The sequence below is a fragment of the Paenibacillus sp. FSL R7-0302 genome, assembly GCF_038006885.1.
Lineage (GTDB): Bacteria > Bacillota > Bacilli > Paenibacillales > Paenibacillaceae > Paenibacillus_AQ.
The window spans coordinates 3,752,043-3,768,810 of record NZ_JBBOWB010000001.1; the positions used below are offsets into that span (position 1 = coordinate 3,752,043).

The 16,768-nt window shown below is 53.2% G+C and carries 8 protein-coding genes; 4 read left to right on the plus strand and 4 right to left on the minus strand.

Annotated features, from left to right (window positions below):
- Window positions 1-151: 151 nt before the first annotated feature.
- Together MKY96_RS16495 and MKY96_RS16500 are read right to left on the minus strand one after the other, a co-directional pair.
- The gene (locus MKY96_RS16495; RefSeq protein ID WP_340941705.1) at window positions 152-1,738 is read right to left on the minus strand and encodes a response regulator; all 1,587 of its coding nucleotides are present in this window, start codon (window positions 1,736-1,738) and stop codon (window positions 152-154) included.
- 2 nt (window positions 1,739-1,740) lie between these two features.
- On the minus strand, window positions 1,741-3,561 hold the full coding sequence (locus MKY96_RS16500) for a sensor histidine kinase (RefSeq protein ID WP_340941706.1): 1,821 nt from the start codon (window positions 3,559-3,561) through the stop codon (window positions 1,741-1,743).
- A gap of 426 nt (window positions 3,562-3,987) precedes the next feature.
- On the opposite strand from MKY96_RS16500, the gene MKY96_RS16505 reads away from it, so the two are divergent.
- The 3 genes from MKY96_RS16505 to MKY96_RS16515 all read left to right on the plus strand — a co-directional run bounded on the left by MKY96_RS16505 (window position 3,988) and on the right by MKY96_RS16515 (window position 10,668).
- Window positions 3,988-9,372, plus strand: a complete 5,385-nt coding sequence (locus tag MKY96_RS16505; protein ID WP_340941707.1) for an S-layer homology domain-containing protein — start codon at window positions 3,988-3,990, stop codon at window positions 9,370-9,372.
- Between the two features lie 204 nt (window positions 9,373-9,576).
- The gene (locus MKY96_RS16510; protein WP_340941708.1) at window positions 9,577-10,134 is read left to right on the plus strand and encodes a helix-turn-helix domain-containing protein; all 558 of its coding nucleotides are present in this window, start codon (window positions 9,577-9,579) and stop codon (window positions 10,132-10,134) included.
- A gap of 54 nt (window positions 10,135-10,188) precedes the next feature.
- Window positions 10,189-10,668, plus strand: a complete 480-nt coding sequence (locus tag MKY96_RS16515) for a YbaK/EbsC family protein (protein WP_340941710.1) — start codon at window positions 10,189-10,191, stop codon at window positions 10,666-10,668.
- A gap of 539 nt (window positions 10,669-11,207) precedes the next feature.
- Here MKY96_RS16515 and MKY96_RS16520 read toward each other — a convergent pair.
- Both MKY96_RS16520 and MKY96_RS16525 read right to left on the minus strand, forming a co-directional pair.
- Window positions 11,208-12,632, minus strand: a complete 1,425-nt coding sequence (locus MKY96_RS16520; protein ID WP_340941711.1) for an alpha-L-fucosidase — start codon at window positions 12,630-12,632, stop codon at window positions 11,208-11,210.
- A 232-nt stretch (window positions 12,633-12,864) separates the two neighbouring features.
- Window positions 12,865-14,901 carry a beta-galactosidase gene (locus MKY96_RS16525; protein ID WP_340941712.1) on the minus strand — a complete coding sequence of 679 codons (2,037 nt, stop codon included), beginning with the start codon at window positions 14,899-14,901 and terminating at the stop codon, window positions 12,865-12,867.
- Between the two features lie 198 nt (window positions 14,902-15,099).
- Here MKY96_RS16525 and MKY96_RS16530 point away from each other — a divergent pair, with 198 nt between their 5' ends.
- Window positions 15,100-16,746, plus strand: coding sequence for an extracellular solute-binding protein (locus MKY96_RS16530; RefSeq protein WP_340941713.1), 1,647 nt, complete (start codon window positions 15,100-15,102; stop codon window positions 16,744-16,746).
- Window positions 16,747-16,768 lie beyond the last annotated feature (22 nt).

Consider the following 16,768-nt stretch of genomic DNA (forward strand, 5'->3'; position numbering starts at 1 on the left):
GCAAGTAACGGACCTCATGGTGCTTATTCTTGGAATCTCTACTCCTAAACCTCTCGTAGAGAGACGATAAGGGCTACTGAGTCCGTTAATCCGCAAAAGGTGGCGTTTTGCTGGGAATAGGGTCTCTCAGGTCCGTTAATCTGATACTTTTCTAGCCCCGGTATTCCTCCGGACTCATACTGTTCAGCTTCTTGAACAGCTTGCTGAAGTACGCGGTGTTCGGATAACCCACACGCTCAGCAACCTCATAGACCTTGATGTTCCTGTCCCTGAGCAGGCTCTTGGCCTTCTCCATACGAAGCCGGGTCAGGAAGCTGACGAAATTCTCGCCGGTCTCCTGCTTGAATACCCTGCTGAGATAAGAGGCGTTCACGTTAATCTGCTCCGCCACCGACTGCAGCGAGATATCCTCTGCGTAGAGCTGCATCATCAGCTCACTCGCCTGCTCTGCATAACTCCGGGAGGATTGTCCCTCCGACATCTGCGCTCTGCACTGCTCCAGATAACCGGCGACGGTCTGGTGCAGCCCCTCCAGACTCTCTTCATGGAGAATGCTCTCGTACACCGTAAGCCCGGCTTCATTCGGCTCGGGAAGAGCCGGGAAGCAGGACAGAATCGCGCCAAGCATCCGTATGTAGGTCGAACGCGCCGCCTGCTTCGTGCAGCCCTCCAGCAGCATAGTATCCTTCAGGCTGTTCAGGAAGGCAAGCGCCCCTTCGCTTCCGCTCTCGGTATCCTGCCTGAACTTCCGCATACAAGGCTTGTCGATGAACAGCCGCTCCCCGCTTCTCTGACGGCTCCTGGCCTTATCATAGAAGGACAGGCCGCTCCCGCTGGCGAAGAACAGCTCGTCAAGCGCCATGTCCGCCTCCTGATAGGCCCGCTTCAGGCCGTCAAAGCCGGGAGCCGGACCGCTGACCCCGATCGACAGCGTCAGCTTCAGGAAATCCTTCATCGCCGCCTGGATCTTGGCAGCGGCGCGCTCGATCTCCGCGCGGACAATCCGCCCCTCCTCTCCGAGATCGAGCAGCAGCACATATTCCGCGGAATTCATGACGATGATCTCCTTCGCCCGCTTGCGGGGCAGGATCTCTTCCAGAATATTCGCCACCGAATAGCGCAGCAGCTTCTCATCCTGCTCCACGTACTTGCGCCGCAGCTGGTCAAACCGGTTGATCCGCAGCTTCATCAGCACCATCGGCCCGTCCGGCAGGCGGATATGCAGTGCTTCACGCCGGGCGAGCACCTCTTCGGCTCCCTTGAAGCCGCTCAGCACTTCCTTGAACAGCGTCTCCTTCAAATGCTCGATGCTCTCCTTGTAGGAGCCGGGCGGCATTGCGGAGGAGCTGCCATCGGAGAGGCGGACCGCCCGCTTCTTAACCGTCTCCAGCACCTGTACCAGCTCTTGCGGCTTCATATCGCTCTTGATCAGATAGTCCGCCGCCCCGAGCCTGAGCGCCTCCTGGGCATAGTGGAATTCCTCCAGACAGCTAAGAATGACGAATTGCCCGCCGATGTCCAGCCGCCGGGCCTCACGGATCAGCTCCAGACCGTCCATCACCGGCATTTTGATATCCGTAATAATCAGATCCGGCTGGTGCGTCCCGGCCAGTTCCAGCGCTTCGCGCCCGTTTGCGGCCTCCCCCAGAATCGTAAATCCCTCATCTTCCCATTGAATAATCGATTTCAGGCCGATACGCATCAGCAGCTCGTCATCCACGATAAGCACACCCAGCATACTCAATAAGCCCCCTTCCTGTCCCGAATAGGAATTGTGATCACGAATACCGCACCCTGGCCCGGACTGCTCTCGAACGATACCCCGTACGGCTCGCCGTATAACCGGCGTATCCGCTGATGCACATTGGTAACACCGATGCCGCCGCTGTCCTCTGCACCGCCCAGTCTGCTGCGCAGCTTCGCTGCCGCCTCAGCGCTTATGCCGGCACCGTTGTCTCTGACCGTAATGGTGAGTTCAGCATTCCCGGCCCGCCGGACCTCGATAGACAGCAGCCCGTCCTCCTGGTCGGCAATTCCGTGGAAGATCGCATTCTCGACCAGCGGCTGGATGCTCAGCTTCGGAATCTCCTGCTCCGCAAGCGTCTCCTCCACTTCCGAATGGAACTCGATCCGGTTGAAATACCGCACCTTCTGAATGATTATATAATGGCCGATGTGCTCCAGCTCCTCACGGATCGGCACCAGCCGATTGTCCGTCTTGGCGGTATAACGGAGCATAGAGATCAGCGCTCCGGTCATCTCAACAATCTTCTCCGACTGCTGCATGGTGGCGATCCATTTGACTGAATTCAGCGTATTGTACAGAAAATGCGGACTGATTTGGGCCTGCAACGCGCGAATTTCAGCCTCGACCTTCTGCTCCTGCTCCACGTAGATCCGCTCCACCAGCTGCTTGAGTTCAGCGGACATCTGCTCGAACCGGCTGGCCATGACACCGATCTCATCATTCGAGCGGACCGCCGGGAGATTATCGAATTTCCCTTGCTCCACCAGCGTCATATTGCGGATCAGCTGCTTGATCGGCCGGGTGATCAGATTCGACATGTACACCGAGCTGGCCAGGGCGAACAGGATAAGCACGACAGCAATCGTCCACAGATTCCGCTTCAGGATATCGCCTTCCACCGCGAGCTCTTCCACGGGCATATACATATAAGTCTTCCAGCTATGTTCCTCAAATGGCGACTGGATCAGAATATAGTCCTTGCTGGATACACGGACAATCTGCCTGCCTGAACCTGCGGCAAGTTCTTCCTCACGCACCGGAAAAAGTGTCCTGAACGGCTTGCCGATCAGGTTATAATTGTTGTTGAATATAATCCTGCCGCTGTCATCGGTAACGGTGAAGGCCGAACGGTTGCCTGCCTCCATCCGCTTGTTCAGCCGGTTGATGAAATCTATGTCTACGCTTACCGCCATTACGCCGATCAGCTTGCCGTTCTCCATATCGAAGATTTTACGCAGATTGTAAATCGTCCAATTGCTGTCCGCCTTGGTCTGCAGGTCCAGCCGGGTCGGCAGATCGCGCGTAATATCGTCAGAACGCAGGAATTCGGTGAACCAGTCCTCCTCACGGGGGTTATACGTATAGTCGACAGGCTTGTTCGGGGCCACATAGAGGTCGCTGCCATTCACCAGATTGTAGACATAGATAGAGATGGCGCGGTCCTTCATCGTGATGTAATTCATCAGCAATTGCGTGGCCTGAAGTTCGTTCGTCACAGAGCTGTCGTGCAGATAGTTCTGTACCGGGTAGTTCTCCTGCGAGACGGCTGAGATGTAGCTGTTAATCCCGTAGCTGGCGATAAGCGAAATCTGCTTCGTGTCCTCCAGGAATTCCTCGATGCGGATATTCGACTGTCTCGTCACATCGGCCAGCAGGTCCGTATATTTACGTTCAAGCATCTGCTGGGAGGAGATATAGGAGGTAACGAACAGAATCACAACCGGAATCAGAATGGCCAGCAGGAAAAAGAACAGCATTTTGTTCTTCACGCTCACAAAACGGCGGCTGGGCTTCAAGGTGAAGGGAGCTTTCAAGTCATAACCTCCGGCGGCAGAGTTGGTGGAACACCTTTGTAGAATATCTTTAATGATAGACTCCCGGCTGCTTTCCCGCCACCCTGCTCTGCATGTCTTTTTTTTACTCTTTTCGTTCCCTTTTTTACATGTAGGGGGATTACGGGGAAAGGACTGGCAGGATTCTACGGCTCCCGCTTCTGCTTCCCTGTCTGCCCGCTCCAGGCAGTAACCCAGAGACGTAAAGAAAGGAACAAAAACAGTAAAAAAGCTTGATTTTATAGTAAGGGTCATTCACTTAACATTCTCGGTGAAGCGAAGCAGCAATGACAGGGAGGTTGCGGTGCCTATGCGGAGATAAGTGTTAGTGAATAGAGAATTGTTTCAAGTGTGCAGACCGTTCTATTAGGACAGGTATCCCCAAAAAACAAAAGAGGTGAGTATCTATTGAGGCCATATCTTAAGCGTTCACTGATATCTATACTGGCAATTCTGACTCTTCTGCCCTCCAGTTTGGCAAGCGCTTCCACAGCTCCGGCCGCAGACCCGGTTCCTGTGGCAGATTCTGTATGGGTGACTGATCCGGAGTTAGTGACCGATCCGGTTCCGGCACCTGATTCCGATGAAGTGCCCGCTTCCCCGGCAGAGCCGGATGCTGCTGCGGTGGCGGACGCTGCTGCACTGCGGGAGGCGGCTCCTGTTCAGGAGACTGCGCCGGATCAGCTCCAGTTGAAGACCGCTGCTGAGGCGGCCCCGCTGTTCCAGTGGAGCTTCCGCCCCGGACAGGTGCTTGACCGCACCACGGTGGTGAACAGCGTCTACCCCGATGCGGCCGCTGAACGTGCTGAGCTTAAGGGAGTAGCAGCCATTGTCTATGACGACCAGCGCGGAGACGTCCTCTCTTTACCAGGCGGCGGGAACGGTACTGCCTGGCTGAAGCTGCCCGATCAGCTCTACAGCAGGATCAAGGATGAACTGTCCATTTCCTTTTGGGCCAACATCGACTCTTCGGCTAACGCCTATAACCGTCTGCTGTCCTCCACAATTGCCGAGAAGGGGCTGACGAATGCCGGGGTAAGCGGCTGGCAGGACTCCGAATTCATTATCATCGCCGGGGACGGCACGTTCAGCAACCGGATCTATACCGGCACGAATCCAAGTCAGATTGCCAGCTACAAAGGCGATATCGTCTGGAACCGTAACCCGGTCAAGGGCAAGTGGCAGCAGGTGACCGTCACTATGACCAGCAGCGGGGCCTATGAGGTATACCTGGACGGTGTTCCCGTTGGCACCAAAGGTCTGGATCAGGGCAAAAGCTCCCCTGAAGCGACCATGTCCTCCGTTCTGGAGCATTTCTTCTCGCGTGATTATCTGAACGCGCTGAAATTCAACGATTTCGGCAGATCGCTCTATACCTCGGATGGAGATATCAAGGGGAAATTCGACGATCTGCGGATCTATAATGTCCAGTTAAATGCCACTCAGGTCAGCGCACTCTATGCGGCGACGAAGCATGAAGAGAACACTTCAGCCAAGCCGGCCAAAATCTCGGTCGATCTGGCAGACCGCTCGCTCGGACCTGTATTCCATGGATCTTCCGGCGCACTGTATGCGATCAGCGAGCCGAATGTGCCGGATATCAATACACTGATTCCGATCAAGCCCTCGCATATCTCCCAGAAGCCGCCAAACGGCATCCAGCATCCGACCGGCGACGCGCTGCGGGTGTCGGACTATTTCTTCGAGGCTGGCGGGGAAGCTGTCAATATCGTCATGCAGGATTATTATCAGCATTGGTACTATCCGTCCAGAACGGCTGACGAATATATTCAGGAAGCCGTCATTCCGATTACAACAGCTGTCAAGGCCTACAAGCAGCAATGGGAGGCCGCGAATCCGGGGCGGGATGCGGATGCCAGATTCATTTATATCCCGTTCAATGAGCCTGAGCAGAACAATACCCGTTATCCCCAGCTGCTGGCGGATAACCAGACAGGCAAGAATTCAAGAGCCGTATTCAACAGCGACTGGCTGGCGGTAACGAAGAAGATCAAAGAGATTGACCCCGGCGCAGTCATTTCGGGTGTGAATCTGACTCAATACGGAGCCAAGGTATTCGAGGATTTCATTCCCTACTGCGTAGAGAATGACTGTCTGCCGGACATTATCAGCTGGCATATGCTGTGGGACAAAGCCTTCAACCAGGCTCCCTCCAACGTAGCCACCTTCCGGACGGTGGAAGAGAGGTCCGTGCAGCGCTATCGGGAGCTGTACCCGGACCGGACGGTCCCCTTCCCGATCAAGGTGGACATCAATGAGTATGCCGCAACCTCGGAGATTGCCGTAGGCGGCTCGCTGATTCATTACATCGCACGTTATGATGAGCTGAAAATGAACAGCATGCTGCCGTATTGGAACACGGCCAACTCCTACGGGTCCCTGCTCGCCGGGCAGAATGAGCCTAACGGGGCATGGTGGCTCTACAAATGGTATGCCGATATGATGGGCGGCGACATGGCCAAGATTGAGGTCATCAACGCGAGACATGAGAAGGATGCCTTCGGCCCCGGCTTGTACGGGCTAAGCTCCATTCAAGACAACAAAAAGCAGGTCAGTATCGCGTTCGGAGGCACACAAGGAGACGGCCAGATCGTGTTCAATAACGTGACCGGCAATGGGAACAGCCCCTCCTTCCTCACAGAAGCAGAAGCGGTGCATATCACCGTATGGTACGCTGGATATACAGGCTTGACCGGATTTCTTGTAGAGCCTACCCAGATTCTGGACCGTGATTATCCTGTCAAGAACGGCACGGTCACTCTGGATGTCAACCTGAACGATTACACCTCGGCGTATTATGCAGTCATTACTCCGGCGGTAGCTCATGCCCCGAAGGAGACTTTCTATAAGCGCTTCGAGGCTGAGAATGCAGAGGTGCGGACCAATGTGACACTGACGGATCACTATCCGCGCAAGAGCACCGGACGCTCTGCCTCGAACGGCCAGTATGTCCAAGGCATCAAGGCTGTGGACAGCCTGGTGAAATGGACGGAGGTTACGGTTCCGGCAGACGGGAGCTACCGTATGGATCTGATTGGCGGCAGCGGCGCAACCTCCACCCTGCGCAATCAATCCAATACCGGAGATGCGAATCAGCGCATCAATTCCGAATGGTTCATCAAGATTGATGATCAGCCGGCAACGAAGGTGGTTCTGCGTGCGGATTACAACATGCAGCTGCTGGGAGGCAATACGATTTTTGCCGATCTGACGCAAGGGACACATTCCATCGGCATCAGCAAGTACAACCCGGATACGGGAGAAGCGGGCCAGGGCGAATCCACCCTTGATGCGATGGAATTAACTTATAGCGGTGTGTTGGGCGCAGAGCCGAGCTACCGTGTTCAAGCGGAATTCGCCGACTATGATTCTGCGCTGGGATTATCCAGAGAGAGCAGCCTCGAAGGCTTCGAGGGTGCCGGATATGTGACCGGTTACGGCAGCAGCCAGAACGCCAATACCCGCTTTGTGGTAAGTGTGCTGCAAGACGGCATGTATGATCTGCAGATCCGCTATGCCGCATCGGGCGCGGGCAAATTGCAAATTCAACATGACCGCAAGCCGCTCGTGGATCTGCCTGTTACCGATACCGGCGGACAATGGCAGACCGCTACAGTACCAGTCTTCTTACGCACAGGCATTAACCTGGTTGATGTGCGTTCCAGCGCTGCGCTTAGCCTGGATTATATTAATGCAGCCTTCGTCAGCCAGACTTCTGTATATTCCGTTGAGGCAGAGGCAGCAACGGTCGTAGGTACTCCGGCCGGCTCCGAGCTGCCGCTCATCCGCGAGGATGCCTTTGCCAAATACGCTTCCGGCGGCAAATATGTGAACGGCATTACCTCTTTCGACGGAGCAGAACGGTATTTGGAGCTGAAGGACATCACGGTGCCCAAAGCAGGCACTTATAAACTGGTCGTTACCTACGCGAACGGTGAAAGCGCCGGGACGCACGCCTACAACAATGACGTTGTTGAACGGTATGCGCAAGTAAGCGTCAACGGCGGCGAGCCGCAGACGGTCTTTTTCAAGAACACCATCTCATGGCAGCAGTTCGCCACACAGACCTTTGATGTTGAACTGAAAGCAGGCACCAACAGCATCCGCTTCTCCAATAATAATACGTATGACGGCGGGTCTAACCCTTATGGAGGAACCGGGGCGCAAGGCTTCACTCCTTATACGGCAGTACCGCGCCAATACGCGCCTGCGTTCGACCGGTTCGATATTTATGCCCGGCATACGCTTGCGACTGACAGCGGCGGTGATCCTGGCGGCGGTAACAACGGCGGCGGTGATCCTGGCGGCGGCAACAACGGCGGTGGTGATCCTGGCGGCGGCAATAACGGCGGCGGTGATCCTGGCGGCGGCAATAACGGCGGCGGTGATCCTGGCGGCGGCAATAACGGCGGCGGTGATCCTGGCGGCGGCAATAACGGCGGCGGTGATCCTGGCGGCGGCAATAACGGCGGCGGTGATCCTGGCGGCGGCAATAACGGCGGCGGTGATCCTGGCGGCGGCAATAACGGCGGCGGTGATCCTGGCGGCGGCAATAACGGCGGCGGTGATCCTGGCGGCGGCAATAACGGCGGCGGTGATCCTGGCGGCGGCAATAACGGCGGCAATAACGCCGGGAGTGGCAACGGCGGTGGCACTACCGTTGGTTCGGTCACCCCTGTTCAGCCGGAAGCACCAAGCGGCAGCGGCCATTTGACCGTCGAAGCAGAGGTTACAGGAACTACTGCTACAGCCACACTGGATGCGCAGAAAGTAAAAGCGGCAGACCAGATCACCGTCTCGTCTCCGCTCGGCACCTTCCACTTCCCTGTCAAAGCGGTTGATACCGCAGCTTGGGGCCAGCAATTGGGAACCGAAGACTGGAAGCTTAAGGTCAGTATGACGGTCCTGCCGGAACAGCGGCAGCAAGAGATCCTTCAGGCTGTCCTGGCAGCCCAGGGCAAATTAATCAGACCTGCTATTGAATACACGGTAACAGCTGAAGCCAATGGGCGTACAGTGGAGATTCCGGGGTTCAAGGGAAGCTATTCCCGGGGCACTCTGCAGCTTGACAATCCGGCGGACAGCCGGAATACAACCGTGGTCCGGATCGGGAAGGACGGAAGCTTCACCTTCGTCCCGGCGGTCTTCAACGGCACTGGTGTAACGTTCTATAGTCCGAGCAACGGCACGTTTGCAGTGATTTCAAGCAACAAGACATTTGAGGATATCAAGGGGCACTGGGCACAGCCATCCGTCGAAAAGCTGGCCTCAAAGTACATCCTCACCGGCTTAACGGACAGCAAATTCGCACCGAACGCTACCACAACGCGCGCGGAATTCGCAGCGATGATGGTTCGTGCGCTGGGCTATTCCTCCTCCGGTTCGGCAGATGTTTCGTTTAAGGATACCCCCTCCGGCGCATGGTACACCGGAAGTGTCGGAACAGCCGCTGAGCTGGGTCTGGTGCAGGGCGGAACGGACAATAATTTCCGGCCAAACGACATCATAACACGCCAGGAGATGACCATTATTCTGGTTAAGGCGATGGCCCTTGCAGGCTCGCCGCTCCCAGCTTCAGAGCTTCAGCCTGCAGCCTTCAAGGATGCAGACAAGATTGCGGGCTGGGCGCAGCAGGATGTGGCCAAGGCGGTTCAGGCAGGCCTGATCACCGGGACACCGGCCGGGCAATTCCAGCCGGGACAATCCGCAACCCGTGCGGAGGCGGCAACCGTTATTCTCCGCTTGCTGATGCAAGCGGAATTAATGAACTAAGCTATGCGCTCAACACTATAAAAATCAAGCAGAGCAGCGATTCTTCAATAACAGGAGAATTGCTGCTCTGCTGTTTTTGGTTTATGGAGGCTTGTTTATAGAAGGCAGCTTACATTTCTTGCACTTCATTTATTGGTCTTGCATCTGTGGTTTGTATGTTATAATATATTAAAAAATGTCATGACATACGTCAGGAGTGATGCAGTGCAATCGCCAGTATTAGCTATTGGAGAACGGTTAAAAGAAATACGAGCAACTAGAAATCTTACACTTGAAGATGTTTCTAAACTTACCGATGTAAGTAAGCCCATGCTTGGACAAATTGAAAGAGGGCAGTCTTCACCAACTATTACAACTCTTTGGAAAATCGCAGTGGGCTTAAAAGTTCCTTTATCTTTATTATTGGAAGAGCTAGAAGAGGAGTGCAGTGTGGTTGATACACTGTCCAAAAACGCTATCCTCGAAGAGGATGGAAAAATGAGAGCCTTTCCTGTTTTTCCTTTTGATCCTACCCGTAACGTTGAAATATTCTATATCGAATTTGATCCCGGATGCCAGCATCCATCTAAAAAGCACCTTGATGGTGTGGAAGAATATGTTTTTGTGGAGCAAGGTATGTTAGAAATGGTAGTCAACACAAAAAAAATTGTTCTAAAAGAAAAGCAAGCACTCCGCTTTCGGGCTAATGTTTCTCATTCCTACAATAATCCCTATCAAGAAACATGTGTCATTTACAACATGATTTTTTACCCAAGAGCATAGGCAAGTTTCATCTATGATCTTCTAGACAATATTAAAAAATGAGGTGTGATGATTATGGCAATTGAAAAAGTAAAAGATTTTTTCAAACAATATGGGATGGATTCTCAGATTAAAGAATTTGAAGTATCTAGTGCAACCGTAGATTTGGCTGCATCTGCATTAGGTTGTGAGCCAGAGAGAATCGCAAAAACACTTTCTTTTATGGTAAATGGACAAGCTGTTTTAGTAGTTGCCGCCGGTGATGCAAAAGTGGATAACAAAAAATTCAAAGAGTATTTCAAAACAAAAGCAAAAATGCTTTCTCCAGATGAAGCCATTGATAGGGTTGGTCATGCAATTGGAGGTGTTTGTCCATTTGCTATTAAAAATGATGTCTCTGTTTATCTAGACATCTCTTTAAAACGTTTTAAGACAATCTATCCAGCTTGCGGGAGTAGCAATAGTGCGATTGAACTTACAATAAAACAATTAGAACAATACTCTAGTTATTCAGAGTGGATTGATGTATGTAAAGGATGGAATGATTGCACATAAAACCGGAGTTTCCTTGGTATCTAAACGCATAGCAAGCCGCTACAGCTCATTTTGCTTCTTCAACGATCTTAGCCAATTTCTTTTTACTTTTGATGGTAGATCGTGTACGGTAGTAGCATATAGCTCGCCCCATAGCAGCCCGTAGTAGACTTTCACCGCCAAGTTTTATCCATGGGACGCTCTCATAAGTGAATTGGAGGTGTGATTAATGAAACTAATTCGTTTAATGAAATCATTCCGATTTTGGTTAGTTTTAATTTCATTTGTTGCTATTGTTGTAAATATTTCAGGGAAAGACGACTATAACATCTTGTTGGCCATAACTAGTCCGTTAGTCTGGATATACGAATTCTCTCATTTTGTACGAAAAACAGACATTCCAATAGCAGTAGTCTATCTCACAACTTTAGCTTTCTGGTATCTTGTTGGTTTCATTTTAGATCGACTGTTACAAAAAATAAGGAACAACAAATCGTAGGATAACGGGGCATCCCACGCAGCCATTACATGACTTATGGGACGCCCCCTGCTGTCTTGGCCTACTCCACCGCGCTCCGGTACACTTCAAACGCAGACAGGGTCGGGCACCACCGTGATTTATCTATGGTTAGGCGGATATGCCTTGCCTTAACCTCCTGGAATTTGAGAATACGCTTATGTCCGACAACTGTGCATTCACTAAATTGTCTCCAGGTATCTCCGTCCAGGTATTCCAGATGAAGCTGTTCTATCCGCTGGCCCGACAGGATATGCTCCTTGAGCACGATCGTATCGAAGGACTGCTCCACCTTCAGATCAATCTCAATGGAAGCCTGCTCCGTACCTTCCTCCGGGCACCAGAACGTATCTCTATTCCCGTCCAGTATCCGTCCGGCCGCATTGTTCTCTCCCGCCGTCTCCGTTGCGGCGGCCTGAGTCCCCGCAGCCAGATTATACTCAAAGGTAGACCGGATTACCTCTCCCAGCTCGGCCATTCGCCGGGCGTCATTCTCATGGATGAGACCGCGCTTGTCGGGCGGAAGATTGAGGAGGAACGTCGAGTTCCCGCCAACCGACTTATCATAGATGTCCAGCAGCACTTCGAGGCTGCGGACCTGGTCGTCCTCAGCAGCGTGGTAGAACCAGCCGGGCCGGATCGAGGTATTCACTTCCGCCGGATACCAGACGAGCTCCTTCCCGGCGATGGCTTCCCGGCTGCCCAGATTCTCATCGCGGGAGTTGCTCCGTCTGGCGAATTCACCGTCATCCACATGCTGCGACTCTTCCTGGATTTTCTCGCAATCCTGCAGCTCTGCCGGAACGACACTCCACTCGGATTCCCGGGTATGGCCCGCCTCATTGCCGCACCAGCGGACATCCGGACCGCATACGGAGATCACCGCGCCCGGCTGCAGCTCCCGGATCACCTCATAATATCCGTCCCAGTCATACACCTGCTTCAAGCCATTCGGACCTTCACCGCATGCACCGTCGAACCAGACGCAGAAGATGTCCCCGTACCCGGTTAACAGCTCACGTAATTGATCCTTGAGGTATTCGTTATACTCCGAAGTTCCATAACGTCCGTCATGTCGGTCCCACGGAGACAAATACACCCCGAACTTCAGTCCTCCCTCACGGCAGGCATCCGCTACCTCCTGTACCATATCACCTTGGCCATCGCGCCATGGACTGTGCTTCACGGAATGCCCGGTATGGCTGCTGGGCCAGAGACAGAACCCGTCATGATGCTTGCAGGTCAGGATCAGGCCTCTCATCCCCGCCGATTTGCACACCTCGACCCACTGCTTGGCATCAAATTCTGTGGGATTGAAGATCGCCGGTGCTTCGTCGCCGAGTCCCCATTCCTTATCGGTGAACGTATTGACGCCAAAATGTATAAATGAATAGAATTCCAGCTCCTGCCAGGCCAGCTGCCGTGCTGAGGGTACTACCTGCGCTGCGTTTCTGATATTATCATTCATCCTTATGCTCCCCTTTGATAGTAGCTTATATAAGACGCACTTAAGATTTGAACTTGAAGCTTCATCGTCACTGCGGTAAACATTTGGACTTCCGGCCGCTGTTGTCTGCAGATTTCTTGATTTATACCGCTGTTCGCGGTGGAAATCCGCAGACAAAGGCGGTCGCTACCGCTCCTACAGTTCCAAATTTTCCCTCCGCTTCTTTTGCTTTTTGTTTATCTCTTTAGTGCTTCTAATCTAGTAACGTTACCAGTTCTACCTCATAAGCGCCCAATGTCAGCGAATCCGCGAAGCGGCTGCCGGACAGCAGCCCGGATGCCTCCCCCTCCAGCGGGAGGGTCTGCTCTGTGCCGGTGGTGTTGACATAGATGAAGGAGCCGTCTTCCAGGCTGCGTGCGACAACGCCTGAAGGAGTAACCGGCCCTTTCTCAATATCGAGTGCCGGGTACAGCATATCCAGCAGTCGACCGAGAAAATCGGCATCTGCCGGTATCGCAACATAGATGGCCTCTCCCTTGCCGTAACGGTTCCGCGTGACTGCGGGCGACTTCTCGAGTGTATTCGTGAACGAAGCCACAGTCTCGGCCGTGCGGGCTTCCAGGATCTCGTAATAACTGATCTCAGGCTGACATTCCTGCTCCCCGAGCAGAATAGCCGGTTTTTCCCGTTCCAGATGAAGCTCTGTCTTCTCAAGACCCCCGGCATTCTCCGCAGGCGTATGGCTCCGGGTGCTCATGAAGGCTCCGCTGCGGATGCCGAAGACATCGCTTAGCCCGCCGGGCATAGGGGTGTCGAACACGCGGTTATGCTCATTGACCTTCGCAGAATACGCCGTCATCACAGCGGTGCCACCTGCCTCAACGAAGGTGCGAATGGCGGCCGCTGAGGCTGCATCCATGACGGCATGTCCCGGCACGATCAGAAGCTTGTAATCCTTGCGCAGACTGCGCAGATTCACAATATTACAGTCCAGATTGGCCCGCTCAATAGCCTCATAGGCCTCCAGAACTTGCCGGGTATAATCGGTTTTGTAGTAACTCCGGTTGCCGTCCATCACCTTCAAGCTTTCGTACGAGTAGGCGATGGCAATCTGCGGAGAGGTCTGTCTGGGAAGCCCGCGTTCCTGCAGCAGCTTGAATTCCTCAGCGATTTGTTTGAACTCCTCATACTTCCAGCCCGGCGTCCCGTCATGATCCACCAGACCGAATACATATTGCTCCTCACCGCCCAGCATCGTCCGCCAGGTCCATGCGCAGACAGCCTGAGCCCTGTGGACAAGCGAGAGATAGGCATACATTCTCATGGCCAGGCGCGGGGAAGCGTAGCCCCCGAAGTCACCAGTCTGGAATTCAAGGCACCAGATCGGCTGGTCAAGCTCGCCAATGCGGTGATCCATGAAGAAGCAGGCGGCGGTCAAGGCCCGTCTGTCCTCGGGATTGGTGCCGGGATAGAACCCGATACCGGGGAGATCAATGATCTCCTCATATTGCTTCAGATAATCGAACCCGTAGCCGGGATTCTCTGACCAATGATTTGTAGATTCCCTGGCTTCAGGCGCGAACTGCCTGACAATCCGGCTCAGACCCTGCATATAAGCCAAGACTTCATCGGAATAAAAGCGCCACATGTCCAGCACCCGTTCCGGCGCGCCTTGAATCTGGCCGGAGACTGGAAGCACGACATCGTGGAAGCTGTTCAATTTGCGCGACCAGCGCTGGGTAGTCCATGCCCGGTTCAACTGGTCTACCGTGCCGTACTTGTCTTTCAGCCAAGCTTCAAAGCGGTCTCTGGCCTCTCTGGAATAGGAAGGCGCTCCCGAGCCCAGCTCATTACACAGTCCGAAGGCATACAGGGCCGGATGATTCCGGTATTTGCATACCAGTGTCTCGGCGAACTTATACGCGTATTCCTGGAAGGCCGGGTGGCCGATATCCTCCATATATCGTGTTTGCGCTTCCATTCGGATGCCGTTTGTATCGGTCCGGTCAATCGCCGGATACTTCTTGTGGAGCCATGTCGGAGCCGGGCGGGTTGCGATATCCAGCACGACCTGTATACCCGCCTCGTGAAACAGATCCATGACTTCATCGAACCATTCAAACGTAAAGTTGCCTTCAGAGGGCTCAAAGCTGTCCCAGCACAAATGCCCCAGCCGGACAACGTTAAAGGATGCTGCCCGCATCCATTCAATATCTTGTGCCCATCTCTCCTTGGGCCAGTCATGCGGATGGTAATTCGCTCCTGCATACAACAATCTAATCACCGCCATATAAAAATAGTAAAATACACAAACTATATTAAATGCTGCCTTGATAATATGAAATATAATAAATAAATCAATTCATATAATAAAATGAAAGTAAAATAGAACGGCCAATATATTTGCATGAATCTCGCAATATTGTTATTTATCCCTGGGTCCCATGGGCGATATACTAAACAGCATCACATACAGGGAGGTCAATACATGAAGATAAAGTTTGCGAAGCAGGCGTCTATCGCCCTTGTGGCCGGAGTCATGCTGACAGCTGTTGCCGGCTGCAGTGCGGCATCCGATCCGGGTCAGGCTGCACAGGGGGATCAGGGAAACGCCGGGCAACAAGAGGCTACGATTACCTTAGGCCGTGTGGTCGGCTCCGACAACAAATTCAAGAATGGGGAGACCATCGAAAATAATGTCCACACCAAATGGGCCAAGGAGAAATTCGGCATTGACTTCAAGGTAGATTGGACCGTGGGAACAGGAGATGCCTACACCACCAAGCTCCGTCTTCTGCTCAATTCAAATGAGAAGCTGCCGGATGTCTTCACCCTGAACGATCCGACGCTTGAGAATCAGGTCGTTGATTCCGGTAAGGTGATGAATATCGACGAGGCCTTTGACAAGTACGCTTCGCAGCGGCTTAAAGATCTGTATGCCCAGTACCCTGAAATATGGAATACGGTTACTTATGACGGCAAGCATTACGGCCTGCCCACCTTCAATGCCAACAGCTCTTTCAGCGTGCTCTGGATTCGCCAGGATTGGCTGGATACCTTAGGTCTGCAAGCGCCCAAGACTATCGCGGATATGGAAGCTGTAATGGATGCGTTCGTCAACCGCGATCCCGACGGCAATGGCATCAAGGACACCCTCGGATTATCCCTGTCGCTCAAAAAAGGCGTCACGGCCGTGAAGGACACCTTCATGGTATCCAGCGATTTCCTTTTCGGACAAGCCGCTATCCCTACGTACTGGACAGAGGGTGCGGACGGCAAGCTTCAGTACGGATCTGTTCAGCCTACAGTCAAGGAAGGCCTGATCAAGCTTAGCGAATGGATGAGCAAAGGCTATCTGGATAAAGACGCCGGGATTATGGATGAAGCCAAGGCGGCGGAGAGCTTCGTTCAGGGCAAATCCGGCATGGTCTTCGGTCCTACCTGGATGGCTTCCTATCCGTTCAGTGCGGATATGACCTTTGATTATGTACCGGTTCCCATTCCTGCAGGCATTGACGGCAAAATGGGCTTTGGCAGTGAACCGCAATCCTCGGTCCGTTTCTATTTCAACAAGGATTTCAAATATATGGAGCCCTTCTTCAACTATCTGGACGCCATCATGGGACCCGGCTTCTACGATCCTACCTCCGAGCTGGCTAACGGCTGGGCCGAGGGCTACGACTATGTCATCGTGGATGGCAAACCGGTCTATGACCAGGACAAAATCCCGGGCGGATGGATTGATGTGAAGAAATACACCATCTACGGCAACGACATTCAGACCCCCAAAAAGGAGCTGGAGGTCATGGCCAAGCTCGGCCAGGGAAAAACACCTGAGACCCCTTACGAAATGTATTTCTCGGCCAGACCGAAGAAATGGGCAGAGGCTGCCGCCGTACTGCAGACTTACATCGACGAAGCCTCCGTCTTCGATAAATACACCGGACCTCCAACAGCAACCATGGCGCAAAAGGGCGAGCTGCTTCGAAAAATGGAAAGCGAAGCTTTTCTGAAAATTATTTACGGCCAAGAATCGCCGGATTCGTTCGACAGCTTCGTGGAGAAATGGAAGTCCTCCGGCGGCGATGAGATCACCCGGGAGGTAAACGAGTGGTATCAGGCGCTTAAACAATAGAAGACTTTTGCCAAATGAACCT

Coding starts and splice junctions, on each gene's coding strand:
- MKY96_RS16530 (WP_340941713.1), top strand. CDS start 15,100: ATGAAGATAAAGTTTGCGAAGCAGGCGTCTATCGCCCTTGTGGCCGGA.
- MKY96_RS16515 (WP_340941710.1), top strand. CDS start 10,189: ATGGCAATTGAAAAAGTAAAAGATTTTTTCAAACAATATGGGATGGAT.
- MKY96_RS16520 (WP_340941711.1), bottom strand. CDS start 12,632: ATGAATGATAATATCAGAAACGCAGCGCAGGTAGTACCCTCAGCACGG.
- MKY96_RS16525 (WP_340941712.1), bottom strand. CDS start 14,901: ATGGCGGTGATTAGATTGTTGTATGCAGGAGCGAATTACCATCCGCAT.
- MKY96_RS16495 (WP_340941705.1), bottom strand. CDS start 1,738: ATGCTGGGTGTGCTTATCGTGGATGACGAGCTGCTGATGCGTATCGGC.